Here is a 15,763-nt window from a genome sequence, read left to right as displayed (position 1 = left end):
TCATTGTTCCTGTGTGTTTTTGGCTGCAGCCAAGCGCATTTTTAATGTTGTATCAATCGCTGAGGTAATTTGCTCAGTAGACGGTTTTTCACCATTCGCATTCATCACGATAGTATGCGCTTCATAGAGGGGGGTGTAACGAAAGGGAACCGTAGCATAAAAAATCCCCACCGTTGGTGTGTGAGTTGATATTGCCACGTTTCGGATGCCCGTATCGGGAGCAATCACTAGAGTTGCTTTCGCAATGAAGGTGACTAAGTCATCAAGAGGCAAACATGGCTGAATCGTTAACGAGCCATTGTCGGCTAGGTCTTGTAGATACTCACCTTTTTCAAACTCATTCTTTCCTTCAAGAAAGACATGTTTCACATTCGGTTGTTGTTGAATAGTTTGCTCAATCACTGCCCGCATCTCAGGCTTAGTTAAAATTTTGCGCAGCTGGGAGGCTCCACTGAAATAGACGATATACGGAGCGGCATGATCGCAGATCTGCCTATTGTCAGGGTAAGCAAAATCAAGCGGATAACTCGGGTTATGGCCAAGGATTTTCAGCATATCGAGCATGCATTCCACTTCCGGTTGAAAATCAGAGCGAAAGACTGCCAAGTTATACAAAGTGCCACATAAAAAGGGTTTGTAAGGAAAACCCACTTTGAGTTTCGCTTTAGTCAGTAATGTCATCCAGTAAGAGCGATTCGTACCAGCCACATCAAAGATAATGTCTTGTGCTTCCAGTTGGTTATAGTCTTGCCATTTTTGCTTGAGTGACAGCTGTTTGGAATCATCGCGGCTTTTCATTATTACTGTTTTGTCCGCTAGCTCTGAGGGGGTTCCATAGAGGTAGTTTGACACTGTTACCAAGGTGATTTCGGCATTAGGGAAGAACTTTCTAGCCTCAACTAAAAAGGGGCGCACAATGACTTGGTCGCCAAGCGCTGCATGACGAATGACAGCGATTTTCTTAACTGCTAGAGGGTTAAAATGGTCATTTAAGTATTGGCGTGCCGCTTTCGAAGCATAAGCACCTTTTTCAAACCAGAGGTGTTTCATGAATCTTTTCCAATAAAGTTATCTAAAGCTTTAATGACTTGTGCAGGTTTTAGTTGATTTAAGCAATTTAAATGTTCTAACGGACAAACTCGTTTAAAGCACGGACGACATTCGATCTCTGTATGTACGACGGCCAGTTTATCCGTCAGTGGTGGCGTATACTTGGGAGAGCTTGAACCATAAATTGCCACAATGTTACAACCAACAGCGGCTGAAACGTGCATTAGACCAGAATCGTTACTGACCACAGTATGGCAAGCTGCAAGCAGATCAACGGCTTCGATGAGAGAGGTTTCGCCGGCGAGATTGGCGCAGTATTCCTGTTGCTCTTCACTTAAAGCCAGTTGAATTTGGGTGGTGACGGGGTGATCTTTTGCTGAGCCAAAAAGCCATACTTGAAAACCTTGCTCAATAGCATAACGAGCGACTTCAGAGTAGTAATGGTCAGGCCAGCGTTTCGCGGGGCCAAATTCTGCACCAGGACAGAGTCCAATGACGGGACGCGATGAGACTAAACCGAGTCGCTGTCGAGCGGCTTGCTGCGCGATGGCGTCGATGACGAGTTTAGGTCTTGGGCAATGTTCTAACGAAACGTCTGCAAGCATAGTGGCTTTTGGATGAGCTAATGCGACGTACCTTTCAACCATGTATTGAAAAACACGTTTGTCCGGACGTAAGTCATTAAGCAGCCCATAACGAAATTCACCTTTCCAGCCGGTACGTTTTGGAATGTTAGCAAACCAAGGGATCAAGGCTGATTTGGCTGAATTAGGTAGCACAATGGCATGTGTATAACGATTATCTCTCAGCTCACACCCAATAGCGCGGCGCCCAAGCAGATTGAAAGCACCATGACCGATAGTCATTTCAATCGCTTGATTGACCTCAGGCATACGTTCCAAAATGGGCTTACACCAAGCCGGCGCTAGAACGTCAATCTGTGCGTCAGGGTGCTGCTGTTTGAGGCGCTGGTACAAGCTTTGTGACATGACCATATCGCCAACCCAAGATGGGCCAATAACAAGAATTTTCATCAATTTTTTGCTCTTCTGGCTGCGATGTAAGCATAGAAAATTGCCACCATAAAGCCATAAAAGGTTCCAATAAGATTGGCTTGTAACGGTGCTTCAGTTAAACAGAAAAGGATAAAACCAAAGACAAAAAGGTATCCAGTTTGGCTGATTGGACAGCCTGTTTTTCGATAGTCGCTTAAAAATACCCCAAATGGTAAAACAAGCATCGCGAAAATCGCCAGAATTCCCAATGTTCCATTACTGGCTATAGCTTCAAAATACTGGCTATGTGCATGACCTCTGGGCACCGTGCTCGTCCATTCATCCACTTTTCCTTCTTTAAAAAGTTCAATATTTAAGCTTTCTCTTTCCGAATATGTCGTACCCAAAATAGGACTGCGTTTAAATGCTTCAAGAGCAGCGTACCAGAGTTGAAGCCGAGCACCTGATGAAGCTGCAGCCTGGACATTGTTACTAGCAATGCTGGATATTTCAAAAATGGTAAAATCAACGCGCTCTTGTATACGCGGTGAGATTTGATAACTGGCCGAGAGTAATAAAAAGCCAACTAGAGTAAAAAAGAGGGTCTGTTTAAATTTTAATTTTCTTACATTGACGATAAAGAACAATATGAAAACTAAGGGTAGCGTTAAAATAGCTCCTCTTGTTAAGGTTAGAGTTGTCGCCACAGTTGCAGCTATCGCTGAGAGATACAAATAATGTTTGAACTGAGTTTGTGTGAAGGATAAGCCAAAAGATATGATGGCTAAAGCTGCTGCGAGATAACCAAAGTTAATACTAAATAGAAAACCATCAACGCGTGGCATGTTCAATATGAAAAATTGATAAAAAGCAAAAGCTAAAGCACCAAAAGAAGCCAATATGGTTGATGTGCATAGTGTGTTATCTAAATTTGCGCCTTTGGAAATTTCATTCTTAATGAAAAAGTATATAGGTATACATAACAGAGTACGAATTCCTGCATCTAAATATCTTAAAGTACCACCATCAATAATTGTAATTGGTAAGTTTGACAAAAAATACGCACTCAGGCTTATAAGAGGAATAATGTCGAATTTATTAAGATTTAAGCCATTTTTAATTAATTTAACACTAGAGTAGAGAGTCAGTAATCCTACCGTTGCAACAGAAAATCCAGGCGTAATTAAAAGTAGTGAAACAGTAAAAAAAAATTGATACTTTAGTTATTTTATTATTCATTTTAATAGCTCAGGGTCGTGTTCCAATTAATATTGCCTTTGATTTTTTTCGCAGGGTTGCCTGCGGCAATACAATACTGGTCAATCGATTTTGTCACCGTAGAGTTGATACCAATAATCGAACCGGAACCGATATCCACTCCTTTTAAGATCGTGACGTTATCCGCTAACCAAACGTGGTCTCCAATTGTTATATCACGAGCAGGATTTATCCTCTCCCCTTTATATAAAATATCATGTCCGTCACTGGTCATCAGTTTTACATTGCGCGAAAACATGCATTCGCTACCAATAATTAATGTTGTGTCATATTCTCGGCATGATAAAAAACAATTTTCGCCAATTACGCAGTTTTCGCCAATTTCTAAAAGGCAATTATTACCATTGAGTTCAATCGAGACGCCTTTTAAATTTGCACCATCATGAATAATGAGTCGATTATTCTCTCCATTCACATAAATGTCGCAATAGCGAATACGTGTGTTTTTACCTATTTGAATACTGTTGTTAGGTTTTACCCGAATTTTATTACGTAATTTTGCAATTAAACCAAAGCCAGCCATCTGCAACCTCTTATTTATTTTTTGTTCATTTTTCTAAATAGGTAATTCCCTTTCACTTTTCGCCACAGACCAAAAGTGTCGGTTCTTGGAAAAATCGCAATCCGACGTATTTGATAGGGATCTTTGTGCATCAAAAGTGGACCACTGTTGGTTGCTACGGCAAATGGGTAACCCAGCGCCTGAGCGAGTTGTTTAGAGGTTGTATCATGGTCACCATAAGGATAAGCAAAGGAGGTCAGTGGCTCTCCGATTAGCGCTTCAAGTTCGAGTTTGTTGCGCAATATCTCTTCGCGCTGTTCTGATTCGCTGAGCTTACTCAAAAAAGGATGAGTCACCGTATGGCCACCAATTTCTACTAATCCAGAGTCATGTAACGCTTTAACTTGTTCAGGTGACATCAAAGGGACCACTTTTTCTGGGTTGTCACTCACTTCGACATCCCAGCGATTAAAATTCTCCCCAGTCACCACATACACCACGGCTTTAAATTGATACTTGTTGAGCAGCGGCAGTAACAATTCATAGTTATCGCGATAGCCATCATCCACGGTAATTATGATAAAACGCTTGCCCGATTGTAAGCGATGAATAAATCCCTTCTCAGAGAGATCTTTGAAGGTCAGAGTTTCAAAGCCCATCTTTTTAAGCAACCGAAAATGTTTCTCAAGCTGCTGAACATGCAAATAAGTACCATGTACACCTTTTTCGCTGTCATCACGAATAAAGCGGTGGTACATGATGATGGGGACTTCTCGTTGTAACTTGTTGACATAAACCGTTTGATAAAGGCTTTCAAGCTCATTCACAATCACTTGTAAATCATAGTTAAGCTTGATCTGTTCAGTGATCTCTTGAGCGCAGTGCGGTTGACTTAGGCCTTGCTCAATCAAAGCGGGGATCTGCTGGAAATCTATCGCCAAATCTTGTGGGCCGATGTCGCCAAAATTGGTTGCCATGGCTTGGTTTAGATTATCCTGTTCGATAATCCCCACGCAGCTTGCTTCACCAATCGCAAGGGTCGGGCGGCCACATAGGAGTGCCTCCATCGCGACTCGCCCTGCACCAATCACCAAATCTGATTGACCCATGACCTGTTCAACGTTAGCGCTGTAGCCGGGAAATGAGACTTTAGCTTGTAGTGCACTAAAACGCTCAGTTAACGGTGTACCTGTGATCACTTGAACTTGGTAGCGCTCGAGGTCTAAACACTCTGTCAGCAACCTATAGCAAATTTCACCTTTCGGGCCACTGAGTCGGCCAATGATAGAGATAACCGGCTTAGGATTATTGGGTGCAGCGCTACGTTTAAAGGTACTTGTTTCTATCCCATTACGGCTTACGTGCAGTTGGCTCGCTGGTACATCGAGATCTTTGATTAATTGATCTCGTATAGCTTCACAAACCGGGAGCGCTTTATCTCCCATTGCATGGAATTTTTTGCGCGAAGCATGTACCGGTTGACGGCCATGGACCGTGGTAACCATAGGGGTATTAGTCAAGCGGCAGGCAATATGGCAACTCCAGCTTGATGCTCGTGAGTGAGCATGGACTAACTGGATCTGATGTTTCTTGATCAGGTAAACCAGATAGGCGACATGCCAAAAGCGCCGCGGGATGCTGCGTTTATTAAAGCGCAGTTTAAAAAACAGGCCATCGTGAGCTTTGGTGAGCGTATCGGAAACATAAAATACCTGATGGCCACGTCGAGTGAGCTCATTACCTACACTAGTGGCGTACACCTCGGCTCCCGTTACTTCGAGTTGGGATAGGGCCATCAAAACATTCATCTAAACTCCAATTTCCACATATGGTTATACGCCCCTTAGGAGCCAATTTTTTACACCTTCCCTTTTGGGAAGCAATTACTCTATCTATCCCTCTCTACAAGGGGACAAATCCATTTGTCCACCCAGCAAGCGGTTGATTCCGTTTGTTCCACCCAGTGGTAATCCCATTTTTTCCTCCCGTTTTAGGGAGAAGTTAAGAGGGGATAGGTGTATCCCTTATTTTCGATTAATCAGCGCCATATATTCAGCGACACCTTCAGCCACGCTCTTGAACTTTACATCACAGCCAGCAGCGCGAAGCTTAGTAAGATCAGCCTCAGTAAACTCTTGGTAAGCACCTTTAAGATGGTCTGGGAATGGAATGGTTTCGACTTCGCCACGACCATGGAAAGCGATTACCGCTTTCGCCACTTCGTTGAACGACTCCGCTTTACCTGTGCCGCAGTTAAAAATACCGGATACACCGTTATCTAAAAACCATAAATTGACCGCAGCGACATCGCCGACATATACGAAATCACGTTTGAAATTCTCGCTGCCAGCAAACAGTTTTGGATTTTCACCCGCGTTCATTTGATTGTTCAAATGAAAGGCAACCGAAGCCATCGAACCTTTATGTTGCTCACGAGGACCGTAGACGTTGAAGTAACGAAAACCGGTAATTTGCGATAAAGTTTCACCATGCTGCGCTGCATCTGCCCATAGGCGGCGCACATAGTTATCAAATTGCTGCTTCGAATAACCGTAAACGTTGAGTGCACCTTCATACTGCGGCTCTTCAATAAAGGTATCTGTTTCACCATAAGTGGCAGCCGAAGAGGCATACAGAAAGGGAATTTCACGATCTAAACAGTAGTGCAGCAGCTCTTTAGAGTATTCATAGTTGTTGAGCATGACATATTTGCCATCCCACTCTGTGGTGGCAGAGCAAGCACCTTCATGGAAAATGGCGTCAATGGGCCCGAAATCATCGCCGGCCATGATCTGAGCTAGGAAGTCATCTCGATCCATATAGTCAGCGATCTGTAGGTCAACCAGATTTTTGAATTTACGACCATTTTTCAAATGATCGACGACCAGAATGTCTGTGATACCGCGCTCATTAAGCGCTTTGATAATGTTGCTGCCAATCATGCCAGCGCCGCCAGTTACGATAATCATTATGAATTCCTATAGATGCGAACAGTTGCACGCATTATAGCCCGTCATTCTAATGCTGTAATCACAAAATCTATCTCGTCTCTTTCCAAAGCTCGCCCGTCACAGCGTTTTGGTTTAGACTCGTGCAATGAAAATTCGTCGATCACGCTATTGGGAGCATTACCCAAGGGCGGTAGCGTTCCTGTAAATGTGTATGCAGACGCATCGTAATAAGCCTCTAACAAAAAATGGACGTAGAATGAAGATATTAGTTACAGGTGGCGCCGGTTTTATTGGCTCTGCTGTTGTTCGTCATATCATCCAGAACACTCAAGACAGTGTCGTAAACTTAGATAAATTGACTTATGCAGGCAATTTAGAATCTTTAGCGTCAGTGGCTGGTAGCGAACGTTATGCTTTTGAGCAAATCGATATCTGTGACCGTGCCGAGCTAGACCGTATTTTTGCAGAGTATCAACCCGATGCGGTTATGCACTTAGCGGCTGAATCTCATGTTGACCGCTCTATTGATGGTCCAGCTGCCTTTATCGAAACCAATATTATTGGCACCTATACCCTCCTCGAAGCGGCTCGTCATTACTGGAGCCATTTAGAGAGTGAACGTAAAGCCGCGTTTCGTTTTCATCACATTTCAACCGATGAGGTGTATGGCGATTTAGAAGGTACGGACGACCTCTTTACCGAAACGACCGCCTATGAACCAAGTAGTCCTTATTCTGCTTCCAAAGCATCCAGTGACCACTTGGTGCGCGCTTGGCTACGTACTTATGGTTTACCCACTATAGTCACCAACTGCTCAAACAACTACGGCCCCTATCATTTTCCAGAAAAGCTCATTCCATTGATGATTTTGAATGCACTGGAAGGAAAAGCCCTGCCTGTGTATGGCGATGGTATGCAAATTCGTGATTGGCTGTTTGTCGAAGACCACGCACGAGCACTGTATAAAGTGGTGACCGAAGGTCTGGTGGGGGAAACCTACAACATTGGTGGACACAATGAAAAAGCCAATATTGAAGTCGTCAACACGCTCTGTGCATTACTTGAAGAGTTGGTACCGAATAAGCCCGTGGGTATTGCCCATTACGCCGACCTCATTACTTACGTGAAAGACCGCCCAGGGCATGATGTTCGCTACGCGATTGATGCGTCGAAAATCGAGCGAGAGCTGGGCTGGAAGCCAGAAGAGACCTTTGAATCCGGCATTCGCAAAACTGTAGAGTGGTATTTACATCACCGTGAATGGTGGAGCCGAGTGTTGGACGGCTCATACAGCCGTGAGCGTTTAGGAGAAGGAGAATAAGATGAAAGGTATTATTCTAGCTGGTGGTTCAGGTACACGTTTATATCCGATTACGCGTGGTGTCTCGAAACAGTTATTACCTGTTTACGATAAGCCAATGATTTACTATCCACTATCAACGCTGATGCTGGCAGGAATTAAAGATATATTAATTATTACTACGCAAGAAGATAATGACAGCTTTAAGCGTCTACTGGGCGATGGTAGTGATTTTGGTATTCACCTTCAATATGCAGTTCAACCTAGTCCAGATGGTTTAGCTCAGGCTTTTCTTATCGGTGAAGAGTTTATAGGTGAAGAATCTGTGTGTTTGGTTCTTGGTGATAATATCTTCTGGGGACAGGGATTTTCACCTAAGTTGCTTAACGCAGCTAGAAAAACAGAAGGTGCAACAGTCTTTGGCTATGAAGTTAAAGATCCTGAGCGTTTTGGTGTCGTTGAATTTGATGAGAATATGCGAGCTGTTTCAATTGAAGAGAAACCTGCTCATCCTAAATCTAATTTCGCTGTGACAGGTCTGTATTTTTATGACAATCGAGTAGTGGAGCTTGCTAAACAGGTGAAACCATCGCATCGTGGTGAACTGGAAATTACGACCTTAAATGAAATGTATCTAAACGATGGTTCTTTGACAGTTGAATTGTTAGGGCGCGGATTTGCCTGGTTGGATACAGGGACTCACGATAGTCTACTTGAAGCAGCTACGTTTGTTGAAACAATTGAGAAAAGGCAAGGATTTAAGATCGCCTGCTTGGAAGAAATTGCATGGCGTAATAAGTGGCTTAGTGATCAGGAAATCGCTGAGCTGGGATCGAATATGTCGAAAAACAGCTATGGACAGTATTTATTATCATTGCTGAAGGGTGAACGATGAGCCTAGTTAAGCTTATCAAATTTAAATCGCTAGGTGATGCCCGTGGCGAGCTTGTTGCTTTGGAATCAAATAAAGACATTCCTTTTGACGTAAAACGTGTCTACTACGTTTATGGTACGCATCCAGAAGCTGTCAGAGGGTTGCATGCTCATCGAGAACTCAAACAAGTTGCGATAGCTATACATGGTTCCTGCCGTTTTATTTTGGATGACGGCGCAACTCGAGAGGATGTAGTGCTTAATAAGCCAGATGAAGGATTATTGATCGATTCTTGTTTATGGCGGGAGATGCACGATTTTAGTCACGATTGTGTATTGGTGGTTCTAGCGAGCGAACACTATATGGAATCTGATTACATTAGAAATTACGACGATTTTGTGAAGGAAGTAAAATGACAACTATTCATCCCACAGCAATTATATCTAATAAAGCTGAAATCGGCGAAAACGTTTCTGTTGGTGCCTTTACAGTTATCCATGACAACGTGGTAATTAAGGCAAATTCGGTGATCGAGTCCTATTGTGAGTTGGGGGTTGCGAACCACTTATCGCAAGGTGAGAAATTGGTTATTGGTGAAAACTCCCACATTCGTTCTCGAAGTACCTTCTATGAAGGTTCTACATTTGGTCCGCGTTTGGTGACAGGTCATAATGTGACAGTAAGAGAGAAAACAATAGCTGGCGAAAATTTCCAACTAGGTACACTTAGCGATATTCAGGGTCACTGTAAGATTGGCGACTTTGTTAGAACACACAGTAATGTACACATTGGTCAGAAGAGTGAGATTGGTAATTTTGTATGGCTTTTTCCATATGTGGTTTTAACTAATGATCCTCATCCACCAAGTAATGTTATGCAAGGTGTTACTATTGCAGACTTTGCTGTTATCGCAACGATGTCTGTGGTTTTACCTGGTACTGTTATTGAGAAGGGTGTATTTGTTGGTGCTCATTCTTCTATTGGTGGTAAGACAGAAAAAGATATGCTTTATGCTGGTTCACCAGCTAAAAAAATTGGTCCAGCAGCAAAAATCAGACTTAAAGATGGTACAAGAAGACCTGCTTATCCTTGGAGAAAGCATTTCCACCGTGGTTATCCTGAAAATGTGGTCACAGAATGGGTTTTAGAGGTGTCAGAGAATGTATGATATTGGTGATCTTGAAATTGGAATGAGTGCATCCTATTCACAAACGATAACAGATGCGGATATAAAACAATTTGCTGGCTTATCAGGGGATCGTAACCCAGTGCATCTAGATGAAAACTATGCGAATCAGTCTAGGTTTAAAAAACGTATTGCTCATGGAATGATAAGTTCAAGTTTTTTTTTCTGCTTTATTCGGGACGAAACTGCCTGGAGAGGGCTGTGTCTATGTATCGCAATCTTTAAAATTCAGAAAGCCAGTATATATCGATGATACTGTTGTCGCGACAGTTGTCGTCAATAGTATTGATAAAGAGAAAAGAAGAGTTTATTTCGATACTTATTGTAAAGTTGGTAAGCAAAAAGTTATTACTGGCCAAGCTGAAATATATATTCCTGAGAAAATATGATGATTTCTTTTTTAGATTTAAAACAAATTAATAACCAATATCAGAAAGAGTTGAAAGAAGCTTGTGCACGAGTCATCGATTCTGGTTGGTATATTCAGGGAAAAGAGCTGGAAAGCTTTGAAACAATGTTTGCTGAGTATTGCGGTGTTCAATATGCAGTAGGCGTTGCAAATGGTCTCGATGCTCTGATTTTAGTTTTACGGGCTTGGAAAGAGTTAGGTAAGTTGCAAGATGGTGATGAAGTCATTGTTCAGGCAAATACATATATTGCTTCTATACTGGCTATCACAAACAATAATCTGGTTCCTGTGCTGGTTGAGCCAGATGAAAATACGTTTAACTTATCTTCAGAAACATTGGAACAGTATATTACAGCTAAAACTAAAGCGATTTTACCTGTACACCTTTACGGACAAATCTCAGATATGAAAGGGATTATGGCTGTTGCAGAAAAATACAACTTACTGGTTTTGGAAGATAGTGCTCAAGCTCATGGCGCAGAGTTAGAGGGTAAGAGAACGGGTAACTGGGGACATGCAGCTGGATTTAGCTTCTATCCTGGTAAAAATCTGGGGGCTCTTGGTGATGCAGGTATGATAACAACCAATGATGCCGAACTTTACCAAGTTCTGAAAGCGTTGAGTAATTATGGTTCCCACAAAAAATATCAGAATGAGTATCAGGGGACTAACAGTCGTTTAGATGAAATTCAGGCTGCGATGCTGTCTGTAAAACTTAAGTATCTACCTAGAGAAACTCAAGTCAGACAGAGCATAGCAAGCAAATATCTCACGGGCATTGATAACCCTCTTGTGACTCTACCGCAGAATAAAGTGGTTGCAGAACATGTTTGGCATTTATTTGTGATAAAGACACAACACCGTGATGCGTTAATCAGACACCTGGCGGACGCAGGTATTGCGACGTTGGTTCATTATCCGATCCCACCACATAAGCAGATTGCATATAAAGAATTTAATCATCTGTCACTGCCCACTACGGAGAAGATTCATGAACAAGTATTGAGTTTACCCATAAGCCCAGTGATGACCAGTGATGAAGTTGAGTCTGTAATTGAGGCAGTCAACCGTTTCCAGGTAAATTAATATGGCCAAGGTTCTGCTTTCTTTCTCATCACATTTGTTTGTTAATGGCGAGTTCAAACTAATTAGTTACTACGAAGGTCTGATAAAAGCACTGGAAAAGAGTGGCAATCAAGTGATGGTTGTTAACTGTGCTGAGTTTCTACTTAAATCTTGGAATAGTAATAACCAAGAATCTAGTTTTGTAGATTCGGATAAATTGAAGGCTGATATTAAAGACTTTCGTCCAGACTTAGTTATTAGCTTTAACAATACGAAGCCCTCGTTTATTGAAGATCAGTTTGATTGTCCTATTGTAATTTGGGAAGCTGATTCGTTTACATTCTACAATGATAAAGAAAAGATCCTTGCTAATCCTGAGAGGTATCACTTTTTTTGTTTGTCCAATGATGCAAGGGAGCAAATAAAATCGAATGGGGTCTCTGAAAATTACATTCATATGATCAATTCTGGTACTGCGGTGGAAGCCGAGCCAATCGATAAGTTGCATAATATCAGTTTTATTGGCAGTAATTTTAAAGGACCGCATGGTCTGAATACGCTATTACAAGCTCATAATACGCCAGATGTTAAACGAGCGGTACAATACCTATCGGAAAACTTTTATGCCGATCCAGAAGCATATCTGAAGGAGAAGAATCTAAGTTTTATTCTTGATTATCTTAAGCCTCAGGATTTTGGTGCGATCAGTAGTGCACAAAACCGTATTTGTACATTGAGTTTAATGTCTGATTTAGGTTTAGCTCTTTTTGGAACTAGCAGTTGGTTGGATACTGTAGAGGCTTGCCCGAATTTGGCGATGGCATTTCATCCACAGGCTGTTTACAGCCTTCGCCATAATCAAGACATTTACAATCGTAGTCACCTTTGCTTAAGTGTTTCTCATGCGCAGGCGGTTGATGGATTCCCTTGGCGAATCATGGATATTATGGCGTCAAATGGATGTTTAATATCGAGTTATAACTCTGGTATTGAAAGGTTCACAAAGGGGTATGTTGATATCCCAATGTTCCGTTCATCAGCAGAAGCATATGATATAGCAAGAAAATTGCTGAAAGATGATGCTCATCGAGCGGAAATTATCGCTGGTTCACAAGCCTGTATTCAAGCCAAAGGCCGTTGGGAACATCGTTTTCAGGAAATTGAGGACGCTTTGGGAATCTGTTTAATTAATCTTGAGTCACATGGTTCTGCTATGATGCTCAGTCGAAAAAGTTACTTGAAAGCCTATTATACGCTGTATGCTAACACGATTGGCTTTACGGCAAGTATGCTTCCTAAAGCTGCACGTAGGCCATTATATTTTTTGGCGACGAAGCTTGGTTTCAGTATTGATTATAATTTGGTTAAGTCAGTTATGGAAAAAAAGTAGGGCATGTTTAAACTTTTTTTTGAATTTGTAGAAAAATACGGCTCTGATTTCAAGTTTCGAATGGTATTGGTGCTGCTCTCCGCAGTGGTATCCGCGTCATTTGAGGTTATGGGAGTAGCACTGTTATATCCCTTGGTTACTATTTCGATGAACCCCGATATTGTTACTGATAATGGGGCAATAAAACAAGTATATGATACTTTGGGATTCTCTGATACTCGAACTTTTGTAATATTTATCGCCGTTTGTGTTGGCATGTCTTTTATTATCAAGAACATTTACATGCTATTTCAGCAGAAGTTCCAGTTTGATATGGTTAGAGATTGGCGCAATGATATTTGTAAAAATCTTATGTCCGGGTATATCCACGCGCCGATGACTTATCATTTGACTAAAAATTCATCTAACATTATCAATAATCTGACTGCAGTCGTCAGTAGGGTTGTAAATTCTTATCTTATCCAGTGCATAATGTTTATATCTAACGCTATGGTCTGTTTTTCTTTGATTATGATATTAATGATGAAATATTCAGGTATATCTATGATTACAGCTATAGTGGTTGGTGGATTGTTATGGATTCAAATGAAAGTAATAAGACGTGTTACGCATGAAATTAATGCTAAATATGTTAAGGCTAATCAAGAAAATATTTCAATTTTGACAATGTCACTAGCTGGAATTAAAGATACCAAATTGATTGGTAAAGAAAAAGTATTTTTAGATAAATATGATAGTTCTAATAGAAAAGTAAGCGAAATAGATAAAAAAAACATGCTAGTTCAATATATACCTGTATATTTGAGTGAAGCAATTCTAATGTTCGGGATTGTTATTTTTATTTGCTATATCTTAATTACATCATCAGATCCTTCAGAAGGAATTGCGAGCATTACTTTGCTGGCAGCTATTGCTATTCGTCTTGCTCCAATGATGAACAGGCTCTTGTATTGTTACTCTCAAATTAAATCATCCAGTAATGCAGTTGAAACAATTATTGAAGAGTTTCAGTCCTTGGAAAAAAATAACGATAACATATCGAAAAAATTGACATTCAGCGATAGTATTGATTTTAGAAATGTTAATTTCTCTTATCTTGGCAAAGAAGGCAAAGGAATTAAAAATATAAATATTAAAGTTAATAGAGGGGAGTTTATAGGAATCGTAGGTACTTCTGGTGCAGGTAAAACTACCTTCGCTGATGTGTTATCTGGGCTGCTTCCTATAGATTCTGGTGAAATTATGATTGATGGTAAAGCAATTTCTTTAAATGAGTATAAAGGTATTCGCAACAGCATCAGTTATGTAAGTCAGGCTCCTTTTATTCTTCATGGGTCGCTTCGCGAGAATGTCGCATTTGGCGTAAATTCGACCGAAATTGATGATCTGATCGTTATCGATGCTTTGAGTAAAGCTGGATTATCTGACCTTTGTAATGAACGTGGTATAGATTTTAATCTTGGGGAAAATGGTAAGAATTTATCCGGCGGGCAACGGCAGAGGGTAGTAATTGCCAGAGCGTTGTATTTTAACCGAGAAATTATTGTCTTAGATGAAGCTACCTCAGCTCTGGATGCCACGACCGAACATGATATATCTAATGTGATTACATCTCTCAAAGGAGATAGAACGATTATAGTGATCGCTCATCGTCTTTCTACGCTAAAAAATGCTGACCGATTGATCATTTTTGATCATGGAACTGTCACGGATAATGGAAGTTTTAATGATCTACTTACCCGTAACGATGGATTCCGTAAGATGGTGGAGTTATCTAGGTACTAAAAGATATGACTGAACAACCCAAAGTAGCAGTATTAATTGGCTGTTACAACCACGAAAATTTTATTATACCGTGTCTAGAGTCAGTTCTGAGTCAAACATATTCTAAAGTTGATATTTATATTGCAGATGATGACTCATCAGATAAAACAAGAGATGTAATTCGGAATTATATTCAAAAAAAAGGTCTAAGGCTTCACATCATTTTTAACAAGGAAAATAAAGGCATATCTGATAATTATAATTCTTTGATTGAAAAAGCTCTTAAAGATAGTGAAGTTGAATATATTATTCCATTTGCAGGTGATGACATGATGAGGGAGGATAAGATAGAACGGCAGGTAAGAGCATTGCAGGCTCAACCTGAAGTTCAACTTTGTTACTCTAATATGATATGGTTTGATAGTTGCACAGGGAAAAAAATAATCAATCATTTTAATTTTATATTTAAACCTACTTTGTCGATTGATGAGATTATATCTGATGCGATAATTCCTACTCCTACTCTTTGTATCCGAAGAAAAGCTCTAGAAATTGTACGTTATAATAATGCCTTAAAATATATTAACGATTATTTACTGTCAGTTGAACTAGGTATTCTTGGAAATGGTGTTATTTATATTGATGAAACATTAGTTTTTTATAGAAAGCATGGTTCAAGCATAATGGACACCAAAACTTTCTCTGAAGAACGTAGATTAGCAGCTAGAATTATTATTGAAAAGTATGGTTACATCCAGGCTGCAAATCGATTCTCAAGGACAGCACTATACGATGAAATATTAGAGTCTATTTATAAAAAAGAGATTACTATCTTTTTAAAAAAAATAATCTTTATTTTCCCATATTTCTTTTCATCAAAAAAATGGTTTTTTAGGTTTTTGAAATTATTTTTTCTAATTAATAGAACTTTCATAACTAAAAAACAAAAATGTTAATCTAATCTATATTAATTAACTGATTTTTAAATGATTTAAAAAT

At 40.4% G+C, this 15,763-nt stretch carries 14 protein-coding genes and 1 pseudogene; 9 read left to right on the top strand and 6 right to left on the bottom strand.

Annotation, left to right across the window (positions count from 1 at the left end):
* From CEQ48_RS17945 to rfaD, 6 genes and pseudogenes are all read right to left on the bottom strand, one after another.
* Nucleotides 1-1,050 carry a glycosyltransferase family 9 protein gene (locus CEQ48_RS17945; protein ID WP_057563046.1) on the bottom strand — a complete coding sequence of 350 codons (1,050 nt, stop codon included), beginning with the start codon at nucleotides 1,048-1,050 and terminating at the stop codon, nucleotides 1-3.
* Nucleotides 1,047-2,084, bottom strand: a complete 1,038-nt coding sequence (gene waaF / locus CEQ48_RS17940) for a lipopolysaccharide heptosyltransferase II (RefSeq protein ID WP_198301197.1) — start codon at nucleotides 2,082-2,084, stop codon at nucleotides 1,047-1,049. The genes CEQ48_RS17945 and waaF overlap by 4 nt, the downstream gene beginning before the upstream one ends.
* Nucleotides 2,084-3,284: pseudogene (locus tag CEQ48_RS17935) on the bottom strand (O-antigen ligase family protein). The gene waaF and the pseudogene CEQ48_RS17935 overlap by 1 nt, the downstream one beginning before the upstream one ends.
* Nucleotide 3,285: 1 nt before the next feature.
* Nucleotides 3,286-3,846, bottom strand: coding sequence for an acyltransferase (locus CEQ48_RS17930; protein WP_198301196.1), 561 nt, complete (start codon nucleotides 3,844-3,846; stop codon nucleotides 3,286-3,288).
* A gap of 14 nt (nucleotides 3,847-3,860) precedes the next feature.
* Nucleotides 3,861-5,633, bottom strand: a complete 1,773-nt coding sequence (locus CEQ48_RS17925; RefSeq protein WP_089072146.1) for a bifunctional glycosyltransferase family 4 protein/polysaccharide deacetylase — start codon at nucleotides 5,631-5,633, stop codon at nucleotides 3,861-3,863.
* Nucleotides 5,634-5,849: 216 nt separating this feature from the next.
* Nucleotides 5,850-6,794, bottom strand: a complete 945-nt coding sequence (gene rfaD, locus CEQ48_RS17920; RefSeq protein ID WP_089072145.1) for an ADP-glyceromanno-heptose 6-epimerase — start codon at nucleotides 6,792-6,794, stop codon at nucleotides 5,850-5,852.
* A gap of 238 nt (nucleotides 6,795-7,032) precedes the next feature.
* On the opposite strand from rfaD, the gene rffG reads away from it, so the two are divergent.
* The 9 genes from rffG to CEQ48_RS17875 all read left to right on the top strand — a co-directional run bounded on the left by rffG (nucleotide 7,033) and on the right by CEQ48_RS17875 (nucleotide 15,720).
* Nucleotides 7,033-8,097 carry a dTDP-glucose 4,6-dehydratase gene (rffG, locus tag CEQ48_RS17915; RefSeq protein WP_089072144.1) on the top strand — a complete coding sequence of 355 codons (1,065 nt, stop codon included), beginning with the start codon at nucleotides 7,033-7,035 and terminating at the stop codon, nucleotides 8,095-8,097.
* Between the two features lies 1 nt (nucleotide 8,098).
* On the top strand, nucleotides 8,099-8,971 hold the full coding sequence (gene rfbA / locus CEQ48_RS17910) for a glucose-1-phosphate thymidylyltransferase RfbA (protein ID WP_089072143.1): 873 nt from the start codon (nucleotides 8,099-8,101) through the stop codon (nucleotides 8,969-8,971).
* Nucleotides 8,968-9,366 (top strand): sugar 3,4-ketoisomerase, encoded by a 399-nt coding sequence (locus CEQ48_RS17905; protein ID WP_089072142.1) that lies wholly within the window; start codon nucleotides 8,968-8,970, stop codon nucleotides 9,364-9,366. The genes rfbA and CEQ48_RS17905 overlap by 4 nt, the downstream gene beginning before the upstream one ends.
* Nucleotides 9,363-10,118, top strand: coding sequence for an N-acetyltransferase (locus CEQ48_RS17900; protein ID WP_089072141.1), 756 nt, complete (start codon nucleotides 9,363-9,365; stop codon nucleotides 10,116-10,118). Before CEQ48_RS17905 ends, CEQ48_RS17900 begins: the two co-directional genes overlap by 4 nt.
* Nucleotides 10,111-10,389: a MaoC/PaaZ C-terminal domain-containing protein gene (locus tag CEQ48_RS17895; RefSeq protein ID WP_232477863.1), complete on the top strand. Its 279-nt coding sequence runs from the start codon at nucleotides 10,111-10,113 to the stop codon at nucleotides 10,387-10,389. Before CEQ48_RS17900 ends, CEQ48_RS17895 begins: the two co-directional genes overlap by 8 nt.
* A gap of 135 nt (nucleotides 10,390-10,524) precedes the next feature.
* A complete protein-coding gene (locus CEQ48_RS17890; RefSeq protein WP_089072393.1) occupies nucleotides 10,525-11,631 on the top strand; it encodes a DegT/DnrJ/EryC1/StrS family aminotransferase in 1,107 nt (368 codons plus the stop codon).
* Nucleotide 11,632: 1 nt separating this feature from the next.
* Nucleotides 11,633-13,000: a glycosyltransferase family protein gene (locus CEQ48_RS17885; protein WP_089072140.1), complete on the top strand. Its 1,368-nt coding sequence runs from the start codon at nucleotides 11,633-11,635 to the stop codon at nucleotides 12,998-13,000.
* Nucleotides 13,001-13,003: 3 nt separating this feature from the next.
* Entirely contained in the window at nucleotides 13,004-14,785 is a 1,782-nt protein-coding gene (locus CEQ48_RS17880; RefSeq protein ID WP_089072139.1) for an ABC transporter ATP-binding protein, read from the top strand.
* 5 nt (nucleotides 14,786-14,790) lie between these two features.
* A complete protein-coding gene (locus tag CEQ48_RS17875) occupies nucleotides 14,791-15,720 on the top strand; it encodes a glycosyltransferase (RefSeq protein WP_089072138.1) in 930 nt (309 codons plus the stop codon).
* The last annotated feature ends 43 nt before the right edge of the window (nucleotides 15,721-15,763 follow it).

Source organism: Vibrio tarriae (assembly GCF_002216685.1).
Classification (GTDB): domain Bacteria; phylum Pseudomonadota; class Gammaproteobacteria; order Enterobacterales; family Vibrionaceae; genus Vibrio; species Vibrio tarriae.
The sequence above is the reverse complement of the archived record's forward strand: the minus strand, read 5'-3'. Positions and strand labels throughout refer to the sequence as shown.

Bases quoted from the DNA above. Each gene is read 5' to 3' on its own strand.
- CEQ48_RS17905 (WP_089072142.1), top strand. From the start codon at position 8,968: ATGAGCCTAGTTAAGCTTATCAAATTTAAATCGCTAGGTGATGCCCGT.
- CEQ48_RS17895 (WP_232477863.1), top strand. From the start codon at position 10,111: ATGTATGATATTGGTGATCTTGAAATTGGAATGAGTGCATCCTATTCA.
- CEQ48_RS17945 (WP_057563046.1), bottom strand. From the start codon at position 1,050: ATGAAACACCTCTGGTTTGAAAAAGGTGCTTATGCTTCGAAAGCGGCA.
- CEQ48_RS17925 (WP_089072146.1), bottom strand. From the start codon at position 5,633: ATGAATGTTTTGATGGCCCTATCCCAACTCGAAGTAACGGGAGCCGAG.
- rffG (WP_089072144.1), top strand. From the start codon at position 7,033: ATGAAGATATTAGTTACAGGTGGCGCCGGTTTTATTGGCTCTGCTGTT.
- CEQ48_RS17900 (WP_089072141.1), top strand. From the start codon at position 9,363: ATGACAACTATTCATCCCACAGCAATTATATCTAATAAAGCTGAAATC.
- CEQ48_RS17885 (WP_089072140.1), top strand. From the start codon at position 11,633: ATGGCCAAGGTTCTGCTTTCTTTCTCATCACATTTGTTTGTTAATGGC.
- CEQ48_RS17880 (WP_089072139.1), top strand. From the start codon at position 13,004: ATGTTTAAACTTTTTTTTGAATTTGTAGAAAAATACGGCTCTGATTTC.
- CEQ48_RS17890 (WP_089072393.1), top strand. From the start codon at position 10,525: ATGATTTCTTTTTTAGATTTAAAACAAATTAATAACCAATATCAGAAA.
- rfbA (WP_089072143.1), top strand. From the start codon at position 8,099: ATGAAAGGTATTATTCTAGCTGGTGGTTCAGGTACACGTTTATATCCG.
- rfaD (WP_089072145.1), bottom strand. From the start codon at position 6,794: ATGATTATCGTAACTGGCGGCGCTGGCATGATTGGCAGCAACATTATC.
- CEQ48_RS17875 (WP_089072138.1), top strand. From the start codon at position 14,791: ATGACTGAACAACCCAAAGTAGCAGTATTAATTGGCTGTTACAACCAC.
- CEQ48_RS17930 (WP_198301196.1), bottom strand. From the start codon at position 3,846: ATGGCTGGCTTTGGTTTAATTGCAAAATTACGTAATAAAATTCGGGTA.
- waaF (WP_198301197.1), bottom strand. From the start codon at position 2,084: ATGAAAATTCTTGTTATTGGCCCATCTTGGGTTGGCGATATGGTCATG.